At 62.5% G+C, this 16142-nt stretch carries 16 protein-coding genes and 1 riboswitch; of the genes, 14 read left to right on the top strand and 2 right to left on the bottom strand.

All coding sequences use genetic code 11. The features are described from left to right. Positions 1-410 precede the first annotated feature (410 nt). Positions 411-1361 (top strand): D-isomer specific 2-hydroxyacid dehydrogenase family protein, encoded by a 951-nt coding sequence (locus tag BMX92_RS10295; protein ID WP_093016013.1) that lies wholly within the window; start codon positions 411-413, stop codon positions 1359-1361. A gap of 49 nt (positions 1362-1410) precedes the next feature. Here BMX92_RS10295 and BMX92_RS10290 read toward each other — a convergent pair whose 3' ends face one another. Together BMX92_RS10290 and BMX92_RS26910 are read right to left on the bottom strand one after the other, a co-directional pair. Further along, the gene (locus BMX92_RS10290) at positions 1411-2247 is read right to left on the bottom strand and encodes a LysR substrate-binding domain-containing protein (protein ID WP_093016011.1); all 837 of its coding nucleotides are present in this window, start codon (positions 2245-2247) and stop codon (positions 1411-1413) included. Positions 2248-2324: 77 nt separating this feature from the next. Then, a complete protein-coding gene (locus tag BMX92_RS26910) occupies positions 2325-2519 on the bottom strand; it encodes a hypothetical protein (RefSeq protein ID WP_143066757.1) in 195 nt (64 codons plus the stop codon). 16 nt (positions 2520-2535) lie between these two features. On the opposite strand from BMX92_RS26910, the gene BMX92_RS10285 reads away from it, so the two are divergent. The 13 genes from BMX92_RS10285 to BMX92_RS10225 all read left to right on the top strand — a co-directional run bounded on the left by BMX92_RS10285 (position 2536) and on the right by BMX92_RS10225 (position 16105). After that, entirely contained in the window at positions 2536-3369 is an 834-nt protein-coding gene (locus BMX92_RS10285; protein WP_256213362.1) for an ABC transporter permease, read from the top strand. Between the two features lie 2 nt (positions 3370-3371). After that, complete coding sequence (locus BMX92_RS10280) at positions 3372-4154, top strand: ABC transporter ATP-binding protein (RefSeq protein ID WP_093016009.1); 783 nt, start codon at positions 3372-3374, stop codon at positions 4152-4154. After that, the gene (locus BMX92_RS10275; protein ID WP_093016006.1) at positions 4151-4777 is read left to right on the top strand and encodes a cysteine dioxygenase family protein; all 627 of its coding nucleotides are present in this window, start codon (positions 4151-4153) and stop codon (positions 4775-4777) included. The genes BMX92_RS10280 and BMX92_RS10275 overlap by 4 nt, the downstream gene beginning before the upstream one ends. After that, entirely contained in the window at positions 4774-6036 is a 1263-nt protein-coding gene (locus BMX92_RS10270; protein ID WP_093016003.1) for a rhodanese-like domain-containing protein, read from the top strand. The genes BMX92_RS10275 and BMX92_RS10270 overlap by 4 nt, the downstream gene beginning before the upstream one ends. A gap of 17 nt (positions 6037-6053) precedes the next feature. Then, positions 6054-7142, top strand: a complete 1089-nt coding sequence (locus tag BMX92_RS10265; protein ID WP_093016000.1) for an LLM class flavin-dependent oxidoreductase — start codon at positions 6054-6056, stop codon at positions 7140-7142. 3 nt (positions 7143-7145) lie between these two features. Next, entirely contained in the window at positions 7146-8099 is a 954-nt protein-coding gene (locus BMX92_RS10260; protein WP_093015997.1) for an ABC transporter substrate-binding protein, read from the top strand. Between the two features lie 84 nt (positions 8100-8183). Next, a riboswitch (TPP riboswitch) is annotated at positions 8184-8294 on the top strand. Between the two features lie 32 nt (positions 8295-8326). Continuing rightward, positions 8327-10621, top strand: a complete 2295-nt coding sequence (locus BMX92_RS10255; RefSeq protein ID WP_093015994.1) for a TonB-dependent receptor — start codon at positions 8327-8329, stop codon at positions 10619-10621. 2 nt (positions 10622-10623) lie between these two features. Further along, on the top strand, positions 10624-11766 hold the full coding sequence (locus BMX92_RS10250) for a phosphotransferase enzyme family protein (protein ID WP_093015991.1): 1143 nt from the start codon (positions 10624-10626) through the stop codon (positions 11764-11766). Beyond that, positions 11766-12338, top strand: a complete 573-nt coding sequence (gene pnuC, locus BMX92_RS10245) for a nicotinamide riboside transporter PnuC (protein WP_093015988.1) — start codon at positions 11766-11768, stop codon at positions 12336-12338. The genes BMX92_RS10250 and pnuC overlap by 1 nt, the downstream gene beginning before the upstream one ends. A 102-nt stretch (positions 12339-12440) precedes the next feature. Further along, entirely contained in the window at positions 12441-13232 is a 792-nt protein-coding gene (locus BMX92_RS10240; protein ID WP_093015985.1) for a class II aldolase/adducin family protein, read from the top strand. A gap of 18 nt (positions 13233-13250) precedes the next feature. Further along, positions 13251-14600, top strand: a complete 1350-nt coding sequence (locus tag BMX92_RS10235) for an LLM class flavin-dependent oxidoreductase (RefSeq protein ID WP_093015983.1) — start codon at positions 13251-13253, stop codon at positions 14598-14600. 90 nt (positions 14601-14690) lie between these two features. Continuing rightward, the gene (locus BMX92_RS10230; RefSeq protein ID WP_256213361.1) at positions 14691-15356 is read left to right on the top strand and encodes a peroxiredoxin-like family protein; all 666 of its coding nucleotides are present in this window, start codon (positions 14691-14693) and stop codon (positions 15354-15356) included. A gap of 116 nt (positions 15357-15472) precedes the next feature. Beyond that, complete coding sequence (locus BMX92_RS10225) at positions 15473-16105, top strand: DUF4198 domain-containing protein (RefSeq protein WP_093015980.1); 633 nt, start codon at positions 15473-15475, stop codon at positions 16103-16105. Positions 16106-16142: the final 37 nt, after the last annotated feature.

The following is a 16142-nucleotide window of genomic DNA, read 5'->3' as shown; positions in this document are numbered from 1 at the left end:
TCCTTACTCAGAAGAAAAATTATTCTATCTTTGGATTTTCAATCCCAGATATTTTGCTGCATGATCAAATGATATTTTACATGATATTATTGAGAAATATTAAGATGTGAATGCCAACATTCTCATATATCCCTCGCCCGTCTCGTGCTTCCGTGCCGCCTCCAGCAGCCGGATAACTTGACTGGAGCGAGCGAGCATGTTGGTGAAGATTCTTCCAAAGCGAACCAATACCGTTCTGCAGGGTAGCAAAATCTACAACCGTTTGCCCTTTCCGGCAGATGCTTGGGCAAATCTCCGAAGCGGCGTCATGATGATCTGCCCTCAACACGCTATCCCGGTTTAGGCGCATCATCGTCTGCACACCGACACCATATTGATTGCCGCCGGTCGCGCGGCCTTTGGGAACTGATATGTCACTCATCATCGCCAGCCAGCTTGACGCCGATTTCAATCATGGCCTTGGCCAGCACCCGATTGCGCCGATCCTGATCGACGTCGCGGAGGAAGAGCCCTGGGCGGCGGCCACAGAAGCCGATGTGCTGTTGATCCGGCCTTCGCCGGCATGGCGGCAACCTCTGGCAACGCCGCCGCCTGCCTGGCCTGGTCGGTTGAAATGGGTTTACAGCGCATCGGCCGGGATCGATTTCTATCCGCCTTGGCTGCTCGATGCGCCGCTGGTCACCTGCGGGCGAGGGGTCGCGGCGGATGAGATCGCCGATTATGTGATCGCCGCCATCTATGCCCATGCCAAGAATCTGGAGGCGGTGACCGCCCGATCGCGTGCGCAGTGGATCAATGTGCCGCTGGGCCGGGTGTCGGGCACGACGATCGGTATCGTCGGGCTGGGCGCGATCGGACAGGCGGTAGCGCGGCGAGGGCTGGCGCTGGGCGCGCAGGTCGTCGGCCTGCGTCGATCGGGCGCGCAATCCAGTGTCAGCGGCGTCGAGAATGTCGCCGATGTCGAGGCGCTGGTGGCCCGGTCGGATCATATCGTCATTGCCGTGCCAGCTACCGCAGAAACGCGGCATCTGTTCGATGACGCCCTGTTGGCGAAAGTGAAGCCCGGCGCTCATATCATCAATGTTGCACGGGGCTCTGTCATCGATCAGGACGCGCTGATGCGGGCACTGGACCGGGACGATAGCGGGCCGGGCTTTGCTACGTTGGACGTGACCGATCCCGAACCATTGCCGGAGGGCCATGCCCTCTACACCCATCCCAGGGTTCGCCTGACTCCGCATATTTCCAGCAACCATACGCTGGTGCGGCATCGGCTGCTGGAAAAGGTGCGGGATGATATTTCCCGTTTTGCGCGGGGCGAGGCACCAAGTGACATTGTCGATCCGGTTCGGGGATATTGAGCGAAGTTCACAGTGTCGCAGAGGCCCTTCCGAGGAAGGGCCTGACCCGTCAAAGCGCCTGCACCGTTTCGCGCGCCAGTTCGGCAAGGCGGTGGGCTGCCTTGTCCAGCTTGTCGCCTGCGCGCAGGATCGCGGCGACGCGAGGCAGGGGCGGCAACCGGTCATGTTCCAGCGTCGCGCCTTCACCCAGGAACAAATGAGTGCGGCAGGTAATGCCCAGGCCCGCGCCAACCGCGGCTTTCAGCGTCGCCAGATTGGGCGTTTCCACCGCGATCCGCCATTGCAGCCCGGCATCCTCCAGTCCGCGAATAGCGGCTTCGCGGAAGCGGCAGGGCTGCTCCAGCACGGCGAGCGGAATGACCTCCCGATCCGCCAGTGCGCTTTCGCCATACCAGCTCATCGGCGCGACCGTGACGGCATGGCCGTCATTGGGAGCGGCGAAGCCCAGCAATATGTCGAGTTCGCGCCGGTCGAGCAGAGTCTGCAATTCAGCGGTGCCGGCCACCCTGGCATAGATTTGCGCATCGGGATGCAGTTCGGCAAAGCGCGACAACAGCCCGCTGAGCAGCGTATCTGCAAAATCCTGCACCATCCCGATCCGGGCTGGCCCGGCGAAGCGCCCGGCGCTGACGGCAGCGACGGCTTCGTCATGCAGCAACAAGACGCGGCGGGCATAGTCAAGCAGCACATCGCCCGCCGACGTCAGATTGAGTCGGCGGCCTTCACGCAGAAACAGCGTTTGCTGTACCAGTTCCTCCAGTCGCTTGATCTGAAGGCTGAGGGCGGATTGGGTTACGAACACCTGTTCCGATGCATTGAGCATCGACCCGGTGTCGACGATCGCAACGAAGCTTCTCAACAAGTTGGTCGGCAAATTGACCGGCACGGGAGACCTCATTTCATAAAGGGAAGGCCGATCCGGGGTCGGGAACGGGTTTCTAACATATCGCCGATACTTATATATCAATCAAAATAGTAGAGATTTGTCAAGGCAAGGAAAAACTTGGCCAGAACGATTGATGCGCCGAAAACCGCCATTTTTGCCGTCAATCCGCCCCGCAACGGCGATGAAATGCGACCTATGATCAATGCTGATAGGTGGCGGTAGAAAAACTTAATTGAATAGGTAGACAATTCATGTTGGGCTTTACGGGACATCACAAAAGGCCCGGATATGGCGGTTGTAACGATCAATGATATTCCCGGCGCGGGGCGGCGACAGGCCGTCGCCCCCGCGCGTCGCTTTTCGATTTCACGCTTTGGCGGGCGCTGGCTTTCGCCAGTCGTGCTGCTGCTCTTGTGGGAAGCGGGCTCGCGCATCGGCCTGATCCCGGAGCGGACGCTGGCGGCGCCCTCGGCCGTGCTGGGGACGCTGATCGAGATGGCTATCTCCGGCGAGCTGCCATCCAACCTGCTGGTATCCTTCGCCCGTGTTGCCGCTGGCCTGTTGATCGGCGTCGGCCTTGGTCTGGCGCTGGGTCTGGTCGCTGGCCTGTCCCGCACCGGCGAACTGGCGGTCGATCCGCTCATGCAGATCAAGCGGACCATTCCGGCGCTGGCGCTGACCCCCCTGTTCATCGTCTGGTTCGGTATCGGCGAAACGCCCAAGGTGGCGTTGATCGCCTTCGGCACAATCTTCCCGGTCTATCTCAACCTCTATAGCGGCATCCGCAGCGTCGACCTGCGCCTGCTCGATGCGGCCAAGAGCTTCGGGTTGAGCCGCTGGGAGCAGATCTGGCATGTCGTCCTGCCCTCGGCCTTGCCTTCGCTGCTGGTTGGCCTGCGCTACGCCCTGTCGGTGTCCATTCTGGTGCTGGTCGTGGCCGAGCAGATCAACGCATCGGCGGGCCTTGGCTATCTCATCAACAACGCCCGCGATTTCATGCGGACCGACATCATCGTCGTCTGCCTCATGGTCTACGCCATTCTCGGCCTTGGCGCCGACTGGCTGGTCCGCACCATCGAAGCCCGCGCCCTTATCTGGCGCCCCAGCATAGTGGAGCAATAAGCATGGACGCTCGCCTCGGCTTTTCAACCATCGACAGCGCCGTACATCAGCCGCATTCCGAACCCGTCGTTCGGTTGCGGGGCTTTACCCGGCGCTTTGGCCCCAACACGATCATCGATGGCCTGGACCTCGACATCGCGCCGGGTGAGTTCATCGCGCTGCTGGGCCGGTCCGGATCGGGCAAGACCACTTTGCTGCGGACATTGGCCGGTCTGGACGAAGTGCGCGGACAGGATGTCGAAGTCCCCGATTCGCGGGCGGTCGTCTTTCAGGATGCGCGCCTGCTGCCCTGGAAGCCGGTCTGGAGGAATGTCTCGCTGGGCCTGAAGGGCGATGGCGGTCGGGATCGGGCCGAGGCTGCACTCAAGGAAGTGGGGCTGGGGCACCGTCTCGACGCCTGGCCGCTGACGCTGTCGGGTGGGGAGGCGCAGCGCGTGGCACTAGCGCGGGCGCTGGTGCGCGAACCCAAGCTGCTGCTGCTTGACGAGCCTTTCGCCGCTCTCGATGCGCTGACCCGATATCGGATGCACGATCTCGTTCTTTCGCTCTGGCGCCGGCACAAGCCCGCCGTGCTGATCGTAACCCACGATGTGGAAGAAGCCATCGCGCTCGCCGATCGCGTGCTGGTGCTGGACAAGGGCCGGATCGTTGCAGAGGAGCGGATCACCGCCCCGCGCGGTGAGCGGGCCAGCTTTGCCGGTCGGCTGCGCGAAAAGCTGCTATCCTATCTGGGCGGCGACGATCATGGCGATGGCGTCCTGCCCTTCCCGGTGGCGGCGGAATGAGCGCGCTCGCCACATTGGAACGCCCGGTCGATGCACCCGTCAATATCGGGCGGCTGCGCGGCTTCATCACCGCCTTTGCCGATCTGCTGGCGGCCACGCGGGACGAACAGGCGATCTTAGAAAGCGGCCGGTCGCTGCTCGCTCGCCTGATCGCCACCGACGACTGGCTGCCGGAGGAATTTACCCGTCCCGATCCCGATCGCTATCAGCAATATCTGCTGCATTGCGACAGTCGGGAGCGGTTCAGTGTCGTCAGCTTCGTCTGGGGGCCGGGGCAGGCGACGCCCATCCATGATCATAGCGTCTGGGGTCTGGTCGGCGTTCTGCGTGGTGTCGAGAAGGTGGAGCGTTTCCGCCGCCTGCCGACCGGCGGACTGATCGCGGAGGGCGAAGACCTGTTGCGCGAGGGGGAGGTGGACGCCGTTTCCCCCCGCGTTGGCGATATCCATCGCGTGACCAACGGTCTGACCGACCGGCCATCCATCAGCATCCATATCTACGGCGCCAATATCGGCGCTGTCGAACGGGCGACCTATGCCAGCGATGGCACGCCCAAGACCTTCATTTCGGGTTACGCCAATGGCGTGATCCCCAATCTCTGGGACAGATCGAAAAAGCCATGAGCACTGATATTCTAGACCGCGTTCAGACCAGCACGCCGCAAGACATTCGCCACGCCCTGCTGGTCGGTAGCGAAATCGCCGTGATCGACGTGCGCGAGGAACATGAGTTTGCGCAGGGCCATCCGCTGTTCGCCGCGCAGATCCCGCTGCGTCGGATCGATGAGGAAGCGCGCTGGCGCATCCCGCGTCTCGATACGCCGATCATCGTCTATGATGATGGCGAAGGTCTGGCCCACAAGGCTGCGGTTCGTCTGGAAGCGCTGGGTTACAGCCATGTCCGTGAGTTGGATGGCGGCCTCGCTGCCTGGCGGGATGCTGGCTATGAACTGTTCGAGGACGTCAACAGCTATAGCAAGGCTTTCGGCGAACTCGTCGAACATCGCCGCCAAACTCCCAGCCTTGCGGCGGAGGAAGTGCAGGCGCTGATCCGCGAAAAGGCCGACATCAAGATTCTCGATGCCCGCCGCTATGACGAATATAATACGATGAGCATCCCGACCGGGACCAGCGTGCCGGGCGCCGAACTGGCGCTGCGTGCCCGCACCATCGCGCCCGATCCCGATACCACGATCATCGTCAATTGCGCCGGTCGCACCCGCTCCATCATCGGCACCCAGTCGCTGGTCAATGCCGGCGTGCCCAACAAGGTGTTTGCGCTGCGCAACGGCACGATCGGCTGGACGCTCGCCGGACAGGAACTGGAGAATGGCCAGACCCGTGTCGCGCCGGAAGTGGATGATCTGGCGGCTATTGAGGCGCGTGATCATGCACGCGACGTCGCCTATCGCGCCGGGGTGAAGCGTATCGGCTGGAACGAACTGGAAACGTTCAAGGCGGACACCGCCCGCACTCTCTATCTCTATGACGTGCGCCAGCCGCGCGACTATGAAAGCGGCCATCTGCCCGGCTTCCGCAATGCGCAGGGCGGGCAGCTGGTGCAGGAAACCGACCATAATGCGCCGGTGCGTGGCGCGCGCATCGTCGTGACCGATACGCTTGGCCCCCGTGCCGACATGACGGCATCCTGGCTGGCGCAGCTTGGCTGGGATGTGTCTGTGCTCGATGTCGACTGGTCGGCCGTGACGCTGGAGAAGGGGCCGGATGGCGCACCGTCGCCGCGCGGGCCGGAGGGACGCTACAAGCGCCCCTATGAAGGCACCGACAACAAGGCCGCTGCGATGCAGGCCTATCTCGACTGGGAATATGGCCTTGTCGCCCAGCTGGAACGCGACGGCACCCACGGCTTCTACGTCATCTAAGTATCAGGAGACAGCATATGAGCGTCAAGTTCATCGGCTATATCGGCTTCAACAATGGTTCGGAAACGCAGGCGGCGGTGCGCAGTCGCGCGCTCGACACCGATTATGTCAACGCGGCGGCCAAGGCGCAGGAAGAGGGGGGCTTCGACCGGGTGCTGATCCCGTTCGGATCGAACAGCCCGGAAAGCCAGATCGTGGCGGCTCATGCGGCCGCGATCACGACAAAGCTCGGCTTTCTGGTCGCCCATCGGCCTGGATTTACCCAGCCGACGGTGGCCGCGCGGCAACTGGCGACGCTCGACCAGCTTTCGGGCGGGCGGGTCGCGGTGCATATCATCACCGGTGGCGCCGATGAGGAAATGGCGCGCGACGGCGACACACAGACGGTGAAGGCGCAGCGCTATGCTCGCACCGATGAATATCTGACCATCCTGCGGCAGGAATGGACGGAGGCCAAGCCTTTCGACCATCAGGGGAAATTCTACGACATTCGTCAGGCGTTCAGCGCGATCAAGCCCGACAATCTGCCGGTCTTCTTCGGCGGATCGTCGGACGAAGCGATCGATGTCGCGGGTCGCCACGCCGATGTCTATGCGCTGTGGGGCGAGACACTCGAAGCGGTGCAGGACACGGTGCGGGCCGTGCGCAAGTCTGCGAGCCGCTATGGCCGCAACCCCGGCTTCTCGCTGTCGCTGCGCCCGGTGATTGCGGATACGGAAGAAGCCGCGTGGAAGCGCGCGGCGGAGATCGAGGAGCAAGTGCGTGAAAATCGCATTGCCGCAGGCCTGCCTCTCACCGGCCATCGCCCGCCCAATGCAGGCTCCCTGCGCCTGCTCGACACCGCCAGCACCAATCGACAGGACAAGCGCCTTTGGACCGGGGTGGCCGCACTGACCGGTGCTGCTGGCAACAGCACCGGTCTGGTCGGTACGCCCGAACAGGTGGCCGACGCGATGCTTGATTATTATGACATCGGCATCGACCATTTCCTGATCCGTGGGTTCGATCCGCTGGGCGATTCCATCCTGTACGGCCGCGAACTGCTGCCCATCGTCCGCCGCAAGGTGGCAGAGCGTGAGGCATCCAGCCTCGCACTGGCAGGCTGATCCATGTCGAAGAAGAAAGTCGCCATCCTGTCGGCGGCGCTCGTCGCGGTGGCGGGCCTCGGCCTGGCCGCCGCGACCTTTAAGCGGAGTGACGACAATGTCCTGCGCGTCGCCAATCAGAAGGGGCAGGTGAGGGCGATGATGCTCGCCTCGGGTGCTCTGGAAGGCGCGCCCTACACGGTCGAATGGTCGGAATTTCCGGCAGCGCAACCGCTGCTGGAAGCGGTGGGCGGCGGTGCGGCGGACCTTGGCCTTGCGGCTGATGCCCCGTTCATCTTTGCCTATCAGAGCGGCAGCCCGGTCAAGGCTATCGCTGTGCAGGCGCCGGTCAATCAGGCGCCCGAAGCGCTGGCCGTGCTGGTCAAGAATGCGTCACCGATCAAGTCCGCGCAGGATCTGGTCGGCAAGTCCATCGCCACCACGCGCGGTTCGATCGGCCATCACCTGCTGCTTCAGGCACTGGAGCGGGCGAATATCCCGGCCGACAAGGTGCGCGTCACCTTCCTGACGCCAGGCGATGCCAAGGCGGCGTTCGACAGCGGCTCGATCGATGCCTGGGCGATATGGACGCCCTATACCAATGTCGCGATCAAGGAAGGCGCGCGCGCCGTGATCGACGCCAAGGATTATGGCCTGCCGCTCTATATCGACATCGCCCACGCGGATTCGATTGCGCCCAAGCACGCCCTCCTGGCGGACTTCCTGCAACGCGAGGCGAAGGCGGTAGCCTGGGCGCGGGCGCATCCCGACCAGTTTGCGCAGGTGCTGGCGAAAGAGACCGGCCTGCCGCTCGACATTGCCCGTGCCAGTTTCGACCGTAACAATCGCGTGTCCCAGCCGATCGATGCCAAGATCGTGGCGCATGAGCAGGAGATTACGGCGCGCTTTAGCAAGGCCGGCCTGCTCAGCGGTGAGCGCGATGTTGCGCAGGCCTTTGATACCAGCTTTGGGAAATAGCGGCCAATCTGTCATGAAAATGACGCGATGACCGGCATTCCTGTCCAATAAGACTTTTCACGTCGCATTTTACCGACTAGAGGCCGCCCATCCCCGGGGGGCCGCTGATACGCGGCTGAGAGCTGGCCAGACAGGCCACGACCCGTTGAACCTGATCCGGCTGATACCGGCGTAGGGAGGGTTGGTGGCCTGTCTGCTGTCCCTCCATGTGGAGTGGACGTGTGACGATGAAGATAGCTCTTGTTTCTGTTGGTCGGGCCGCGCTGATGGCGCCGCTGTTGTTGATGGCGCCAGTCGCGATGGCCGCCGATGGCGACGATAGCGATCGCGCGACGATCCAGGTCACTGGCCATCCCGATCCCGAAGGCCTGCTGCCCGATCAGACCGCGCCCAAGGCGGTGAGCGCCATCTCCATCGACTTCATCATCAAGCAGGCACCGACGCTGAACGCGTTCCAGCTAGTCAACCTGCTGCCGGGCGCCAATGTATCCAGCAGCGATCCCTATGGCCTGTCCGCAACATCCAGCCTGACGATGCGCGGACTGGGGCAGGACCAGATCGGGGTGCTGCTGGAGGGCGCGCCGCAAAATGACATCGGCTATTATTATGCCTATCCCTCGCAATTTGCGGATGCGGAAAATGTCCGCCAGATCGCGCTGGCGCAGGGTAGCGCCGATATCGACGCGCCGGTGGTGGCTGCGGCGGGTGGCCTGCTGTCCCTGACGCTGGACGATCCCAAGGCAGAATTTGGCGGACTGGTGAACCTGTCGGTCGGTTCCTATAACGAACGGCGCGCCTTCGTGCGGCTGGACACGGGCAAAATCGGCAATAGCGGCCTCAAGGCGTTCCTCTCCTACTCGAAAAACCGGGCGGATAACTGGCGCGGGGCGGGTTATGACAAGCGCCAGCATATCGACGCGAAGATCCTGCGCGAATGGGGCGATGGCAATCGGGCCAGCCTGGCCGTTTCCTATAATGACGCCATCACATCGACCTATCCCAGCCCCAGCAAGGCCGACTGGCAGACCTATGGTCGCGACTATAATTTTTCGGAACGCTATAATGGCGGCGATACCAGCTATTGGAAGCTCTATCGCGGGCCGTTCCGCAACCTCTATTTCGCGGCGCCCATCCATCTGAAACTGAGCGACAGCCTCAGCTTCGACAGCAGCGCCTATGCCCAGTTCGGCCATGGCAATTCGCCCTATGGCACGCAGCTCAGCACGACCGGCAATTATCTGGGCACCGAAGAGCTGACCCAGCCGATCGTGCTGCCTGGCGCCGTGGATGGCGTCGCGACCGTGCTGGGCAACTGGACGGGCAAACAGCGTCGCTTTGGTGATGTGAGCAAATTCACCCTTCAGGCTGGCGCACACAAGATCGTAGCAGGCCTGTGGTTCGATTATGGCACCGACCGGGTGACCCAGTCCTACACTTCCGTCAATGCGGACGGGCAGCCGGTCGATGCCTGGGGCTATCAGGACAAGGCGATCCGCACCCCCGACGGGCGCCTGCTGGCCTATGAGAACCAGCGCACCGTCACCGTGACCAAGGGCTTTTTCCTGGCGGACAGTATCGCGGTTACGCCGAAACTGGGCATCGATATCGGTTTCAAGGGCGTCAGCCTGCTGCGCAACGGCCGTAATTATCTGCCCGGTCCGCAGTCGAAGGTGCATGTCGACAGCTTCGCCGCGCTGCCCCGCGCCGCGATCCATTATCAGCTGGACGATCGGCAGCAATTGTTCGCCAATGTGACGACCAATTTCCGCACGCCCAATGAATTCGCGCTCTATAACAGCTATTATGGCGGCGAACTGGTCAGCCAGGGGACGAGCGCGCTCAAGAATGAATATTCGGTCTCGCAGGAAGTAGGCTATCGCTATATCGGTCCCAGCCTGTCCTTCTCGTTGACCGGCTTCCACTATCATTTCCGCAATCGTCAGGTGGCGACGGTGGTCAATAGCGGCGGCGCGCTGGTCAATTCCACGATCAATGGCGGCAGCCAGACATCCTATGGGCTGGACGGCGAAATCGACTATCGTCCGGCCAAGGGCATGAGCATCTATATCTCCGGCGAATATCTGCATACCCGGCAGGATGACGACCTGTCCGTCAATGGCGATTATCTGCCGACCAAAGGCAAGCGCACCGTTTCCAGCCCGCAATTCCAGTTCGGCGTCGGCACCACCTATGATGACGGCCGGCTGTTCGGCAGCAGCGCGCTCAAATATGTCGGCCGCCAATATGCGACCTTCATGAATGATGAGAGCATCAAGGGCTATGCCACGCTGGACCTGTCGATCGGCGTGCATCTGGCCGGGCTGATCGACAAGCAGCGCACCGATTTGCGCCTGAACGCGATCAATATCACCAATCCGCATGTGTTGTCGGGCGTTCAGGCGATCAGCAGCAATGCACAGGACGTGACCGGTCGCAACGGCACTTTGATTTCCGGTTCGGCGCCGACCTATTATATCGGCAGCGGCCGGGCGTTCGTGGCGACGCTGTCCCGGACCTTCTGACCATGAGCGGCGCGGTGTCTCACCTCGTCCATGGCATGGGGATGGCGATGGAGGCCCCGACATGGCCCGCCATCACCATGGCCGAGGCGGAGGCGGCGCTCGCCCATTTTCCGGCTGCGGGTCGGTTGATCGGATTGGACTGGCATTCGCCGCGCCCTTTTTCAGCCGCGACGCTGGCACGGACCGGCGGGGGCGAATTCTTCCTGAAGCGCCACCATCAGTCACTCCGCACACCGGCCGCACTTGCGGAAGAACATGGCTTCATGGCGCATCTGCGCGCTGGCGGCGTGGCCGTTCCGCAGGTGCTGGAGGTGGCCAACGGCGCCAGTGCGATCGCGCTGGGCGACTGGAGCTATGAACTGCACCGCAAGGCGCCGGGCGCCGACCTCTATCGCGATCGCCAGTCATGGACACCCTTCCTGACGCATGATCATGGCTATGCGGCGGGCGCAGCCTTGGCGCGGTTGCATGTGGCCGCGCGCGATTTCAGCGCACTGCCGCGCGGACCGCATCCGCTTGTAAGCAGCTTCGCCATCCTGCCGGCGCGTGATCCCCTGGCGGCGACGCAGGCCTATATGGCGGAGCGTCCGGCGGTGGCCGATTTTCTGGCCGATCAGCCATGGCGGCAGGAACTGGCGGACCTGTTCGGAGCACTGGGGGAGGGGCTGGCCGAACGGTTGGAAGGACAGCCGGCGCTCTGGACCCATAATGACTGGCATCCGACCAATCTTCTCTGGTCGGTGGACGGCACGGTCAGCAGCATCTTCGATTTCGGGCTGGCGACGCAGACCTGTGCGCTTCACGATATCGCGACCGCTATCGAGCGCTGCGCCATTCCTTGGCTGGAACTGAAAGGCGGGATATGGCGCGGTATCGCCGATGCCGACGCGGCACTTTCGATCCTTGCGGGCTATCGATCGATCTTGCCGCTAGGTCGGGACGATCTGGCGACGATCATCCGCCTGCTGCCACTTGTCCATATCGAGTTCGCCCTGTCGGAAGTCGACTATTTCGCCGGCATATTGGCCGATCGCGATGCGGCCATGATCGCGTGGAAGGATTATCTGATCGACCATGCCCGCTGGTTCCTGTCCTCGCCCGGACAGGCCTTTCTGGCAGAATTGCGCCGGGGAGCATTGGCCTGATGTCGTTTCTGGAAATCGCCGGCGTTGCCATCAGCTTTCTGGGCATCTGGCTGACCGCCAAACGCCGGATGCTGTGCTGGCCGGTCAATTTTCTGGCCTGCGCGCTGTATTTCAAGCTGTTCCTTGATGTGCGCCTCTATGCCGACATGGTGCTTCAGGCTTTGTTCGGTGCTGCCATCCTCTATGGCTGGTTCCAATGGGCGCGGGGCAGGAGTGATACGGGCGAGATTGCCGTGGAGCCGTTGCGGCCTGCGCGGGCATGGGCGGGACTGGCGATCGGCGCGATCGGTGCAGCAGTGATAGGCTGGGGCACGAGTCGCTATACCGACGCCGCCTTACCCTGGATGGACTCCGGGCTCAGCAGCTTCAGTCTGGTCGCGCAATATTGGACGGCGCGGCGCCATGCGGCCAGTTGGCTGCTGTGGATCGCGGTCGATACGCTCTATGTCGGCATGTTCCTCTTCAAGGAGTTGTGGCTGACGGCTGGCCTTTATGCGGCGATGATCGCGCTCGCGATATTGGGCTACCGGCGGTGGCGACAGGCGCAGGCCAATCTACCCACTGGGACTTAGGCAATCGCATCCCGGCATTAGCAGCGCTTGCCGACACTTCAGACATTCTCATTGGGCGGCGGCCTGTTGCCTCTCTAGACATGCTCGCAAAGGAGCATATCCATGGCCACAGTTTTGAAAGACGATCGGTTTCGTCAGTCCGGCATCAGCGAAGCGGAATGGAAGGTTCGCGTCGACCTCGCCGCTTTCTATCGCCTGTCCGCCCTCTATGGCTGGGATGATTTCATCTACACCCATATCTCTGCGCGGGTGCCGGGGCCGGATCATCATTTCCTGATCAATCCCTTTGGCCTGATGTTCGATGAAATCACCGCGTCCAGCCTGGTCAAGGTCGATCTGGACGGCAATGTGATCGGCGAGAGCGACTATGGCATCAACTATGCCGGCTATGTGATCCATTCCGCGATCCATGGCGCGCGCGACGATGCCCATTATATCGCCCATTTCCACAGCGCTGACGGCATGGCCGTGTCGGCCCATGCCGAAGGACTGCTGCCGCTCAACCAGCGCGCCTTGTCGCTGATCCCGCGCCTGTCCTATCATGATTATGAAGGGGTCGCGCTCAATCTCGATGAGCGGGAACGCATCGTCGCGGACCTTGGCGACACGAAGATCATGCTGTTGCGCAACCATGGCACGCTGGCGATCGGATCGACGCCGGGTGAGGCGTTCAGCGGCATCTATCATCTGGAGGAAGCCTGCAAGACGCAGGTGCGCAGCCTCAGCATCGGCCGCGACAAGGTGCTGATCGCGCCCGAGGAAGCACAGGAGGAAGTGCGCCGCCAGATGAGCCGGGAGCGCAAGCCGGTGGAAGGCGCCAAATCCCATTACGACCTCGTCTGGGAAGCCGCCCTGCGCAAGGCGCAGCGTCAGGCGCCCGGTTACGACATCTGATTTCCAAGGATATTTTGCATGACGCAGCGTCAGCTCAAACTCGGCCTCGTTCCCACGGGTGTCGGTGGCCCCGGCGACAGCAATCGCTGGCTGGACACCGACATTCCGGTCGACGCCAGCGTCAGTATCGACTGGTATATCGATGTGGTGCGTCAGGCGGAGGCGGCCAAGTTCGACCTCGTCTTCATCGTCGACAGCCAGTTCATCACGGCCCATTCGCCGCCGCACTATCTCAACCGGCTGGAACCGCTGACCTTGCTGTCCGCGCTGGCCGTGGCCACCAGCCGGATCGGTCTGGTCGGCACGCTGACGACATCCTATAATGATCCCTTCAATCTGGCCCGCCGTTTCGCCTCGCTCGACCTGATCAGCAAGGGGCGTGCGGGATGGAATGTCGTGACCAGTGGGGACGCAGGGACCGCGGGCAATTTCAGCCTGCCCGAACATTTTGACTATGACACTCGTTATCGCCGCGCGGTCGAGTTCCTCGACGTCGCCCGGGGCCTTTGGTCGAGCTGGGAAGAGGGCGCGCTGGTCCGCGACCGCGCGACCGGCCAGTTCCTTGACGCCGACAAGCTGCACCGGCTGGATCATGATGGCGAATTTTTTCAGGTGGTCGGGCCGCTTAACCTCCAGCGGTCGCCGCAGGGGGAGCCGGTCATCTTCCAGGCGGGCGACAGCGATCAGGGGCGTGATCTGGGCGCGACCATCGCTGACGCTATCTTCACCCATGCCGCCACGATCGAACAGGGGCAGGCCTTCTATGCCGACCTGAAGGGGCGCGCCGTGCGTCAAGGCCGCGATCCCGATCAGATCGTCATCCTGCCCGGCTTCTCCGTCTATGTGGGCGATACCGATGCGGACGCACAGGCAATCCAGCAGCATTATCGCAGTGTAGACCAAAGCTTCGATCAGGCCCTCGCCGAATTCGGCCGCCCCTTTGGCTGGCATGATTTCCGCCAATATGATCCCGATGCGCCTTTCCCGATCGAGGCGCTGGAGCATGCCAAGAGCAGCTTCTACACGCAGGCGAAGAAGGTCACTGATCTTGCCGTCGAGCAGGGGCTGACCCTGCGGCAGGCGGTGGAACGGGTTCGCGCCGGTCGTGGCAGCCCCTTTGTCGGATCGGCGGAGACAGTTGCCAATGAAATCCAGCGCTGGTTCGAAGGGCGTGCATTGGATGGCCTCAACGTCCATCTGGGCCATCCGGCGCAGTTCAGGCGCTTCGTGCAGGAAGTGATACCCATCCTTCAGGATCGGGGCCTGTTCCGTACAGAATATGAGGCGGATACGCTGCGCGGCAATCTGGGCCTCACCATTCCGGCGAGCCGCCACCACGCCCCTTCGGCCCGTCGTGACGCGGCATGAAACTATAAAGATTCATCGACATAGGCCGGGCAACACTCATTGGCGCGGGGCGGTGGGGCGCTTCACTATGATCCGGACCGTAAGGAGATCATGATGGCGACACTTCTCACCGCAACGCTCAAGGACCGTTTTGCCGCGCTGCAGGCGGAACGGGTACGGAGCTGGCCCGCCGCGCAACTGGCCGCCAACGCCCGCCAGCGCCAGATACTGGTCGATCGGTTCGATCCGGCGGCAGTGGCGCAGGCGGGGTCTATCCTGCCACCCACGGATTTCGACGATGTCGACGGGGGCAGCCTGTCGCTGGACACGCTGACGGCAGATGGCCCGGCGGTACTGATCTATTTCCGCTTCGCCAATTGCCCGGCCTGTAACCTTGCCTTGCCCTATTATGCCGAACAGCTCTTCCCTGCGCTCGCAGCCAAGGGCGTTCGGCTGGTCGCGCTCAGCCCGCAGAAAGCGGATGCGCTGCGCGAGATCAGGACGCGCCATGCCTTGCCCTTCAGGGTGGCGACGGATCGGGACAATGGGCTTGCCCATCATCTGGGCATCACCTTCGAACCCGATGATCAGCCATCGCCACCGCCATCCGGCTGGATCGGCGACGTGACGGGAACGGGAAGCTGGGCATTGCCGCAACCGGCGGTCGCCATTGTCGGGCCGGGGCGGGAGTTGCTATGGCTGCAAGTCAGCCCCGACTGGCTCGACCGGCCGGAGGCAGACGATATTCTTCAGGCCGTCAAAGCAGCGTTATCCTAGCTTTGGCCGCCTATCTTCGTGCGCATGGAATTGCGAATATGTCGCATTAGCTGTACAGCGGTATCGAATCGGCCGGGTGGCGGCGATTTGCGCCGAAGATAGGAAGGATAAGAGGGATGCTGAAACAGTCGGTGCTGCTGGCCGTGCTGCTGGGCCTGGGTTCGGTCGCGCAGGCGCATGAAATCTGGGTGGAGCGCGATGGCGCTGGCCCTGCGCGCATCTATCTGGGCGAACCGGGCGACGTACAGCCGGAGGGCGGCGATCCTGAGTTCGAGAAGCTGAAAGCGCCGCGTCTGGTGCCCGCATCGCACGCGGCACAGACCCGCAAGGTGGGCTATATCGAAGTGGCCGTGCCTGCCGGGGACGTCCGCGTCATTGATGACAGCGTGTTCGTGCCTTGGGGCGAAGAGGGCAAGAAGGAGGGCGTGATCTATTACGCCCGTGCCGGTCGCGCGGAAGCCAAGGCAGGCCTGCCGCTGGAAATCGTTCCGACCGCCGCTCATGCCGACAGCTTCACCCTGCTGCGCGACGGCAAGCCGCTGGCCGCGACCAAGGTGACGGTAATTTCGCCCGACAAATGGTCGAAGAGCTTCACCACCGACGCGCAGGGCCGCGTCACCTTGCCGCTGAAAGACAAGGGTCGGTTCATCCTGTCGGCAACCCATGAGGAAAAGGGCGACCTGACTCTCGCGGGGCAGAAAGTATCCACTCTCTACCACATGGCATCGCTGACCTTCGTCAACGATTGAAGAATGATGCGGGGAGCCTGAATGCATCAGGCTCCCC

Origin of the sequence: Sphingobium sp. YR768, from assembly GCF_900111125.1 — a bacterium.
GTDB lineage: Bacteria > Pseudomonadota > Alphaproteobacteria > Sphingomonadales > Sphingomonadaceae > Sphingobium.
The sequence above is the reverse complement of the archived record's forward strand: the minus strand, read 5'-3'. Positions and strand labels throughout refer to the sequence as shown.

Excerpts from the sequence above, each read along its gene's own strand:
- BMX92_RS10280 (WP_093016009.1), top strand. The coding sequence starts at position 3,372 with ATGGACGCTCGCCTCGGCTTTTCAACCATCGACAGCGCCGTACATCAG.
- BMX92_RS10270 (WP_093016003.1), top strand. The coding sequence starts at position 4,774 with ATGAGCACTGATATTCTAGACCGCGTTCAGACCAGCACGCCGCAAGAC.
- BMX92_RS10275 (WP_093016006.1), top strand. The coding sequence starts at position 4,151 with ATGAGCGCGCTCGCCACATTGGAACGCCCGGTCGATGCACCCGTCAAT.
- BMX92_RS10295 (WP_093016013.1), top strand. The coding sequence starts at position 411 with ATGTCACTCATCATCGCCAGCCAGCTTGACGCCGATTTCAATCATGGC.
- BMX92_RS26910 (WP_143066757.1), bottom strand. The coding sequence starts at position 2,519 with ATGTCCCGTAAAGCCCAACATGAATTGTCTACCTATTCAATTAAGTTT.
- BMX92_RS10230 (WP_256213361.1), top strand. The coding sequence starts at position 14,691 with ATGATGGCGACACTTCTCACCGCAACGCTCAAGGACCGTTTTGCCGCG.
- BMX92_RS10255 (WP_093015994.1), top strand. The coding sequence starts at position 8,327 with ATGAAGATAGCTCTTGTTTCTGTTGGTCGGGCCGCGCTGATGGCGCCG.
- BMX92_RS10225 (WP_093015980.1), top strand. The coding sequence starts at position 15,473 with ATGCTGAAACAGTCGGTGCTGCTGGCCGTGCTGCTGGGCCTGGGTTCG.
- BMX92_RS10235 (WP_093015983.1), top strand. The coding sequence starts at position 13,251 with ATGACGCAGCGTCAGCTCAAACTCGGCCTCGTTCCCACGGGTGTCGGT.
- BMX92_RS10260 (WP_093015997.1), top strand. The coding sequence starts at position 7,146 with ATGTCGAAGAAGAAAGTCGCCATCCTGTCGGCGGCGCTCGTCGCGGTG.
- BMX92_RS10285 (WP_256213362.1), top strand. The coding sequence starts at position 2,536 with ATGGCGGTTGTAACGATCAATGATATTCCCGGCGCGGGGCGGCGACAG.
- pnuC (WP_093015988.1), top strand. The coding sequence starts at position 11,766 with ATGTCGTTTCTGGAAATCGCCGGCGTTGCCATCAGCTTTCTGGGCATC.
- BMX92_RS10240 (WP_093015985.1), top strand. The coding sequence starts at position 12,441 with ATGGCCACAGTTTTGAAAGACGATCGGTTTCGTCAGTCCGGCATCAGC.
- BMX92_RS10265 (WP_093016000.1), top strand. The coding sequence starts at position 6,054 with ATGAGCGTCAAGTTCATCGGCTATATCGGCTTCAACAATGGTTCGGAA.
- BMX92_RS10250 (WP_093015991.1), top strand. The coding sequence starts at position 10,624 with ATGAGCGGCGCGGTGTCTCACCTCGTCCATGGCATGGGGATGGCGATG.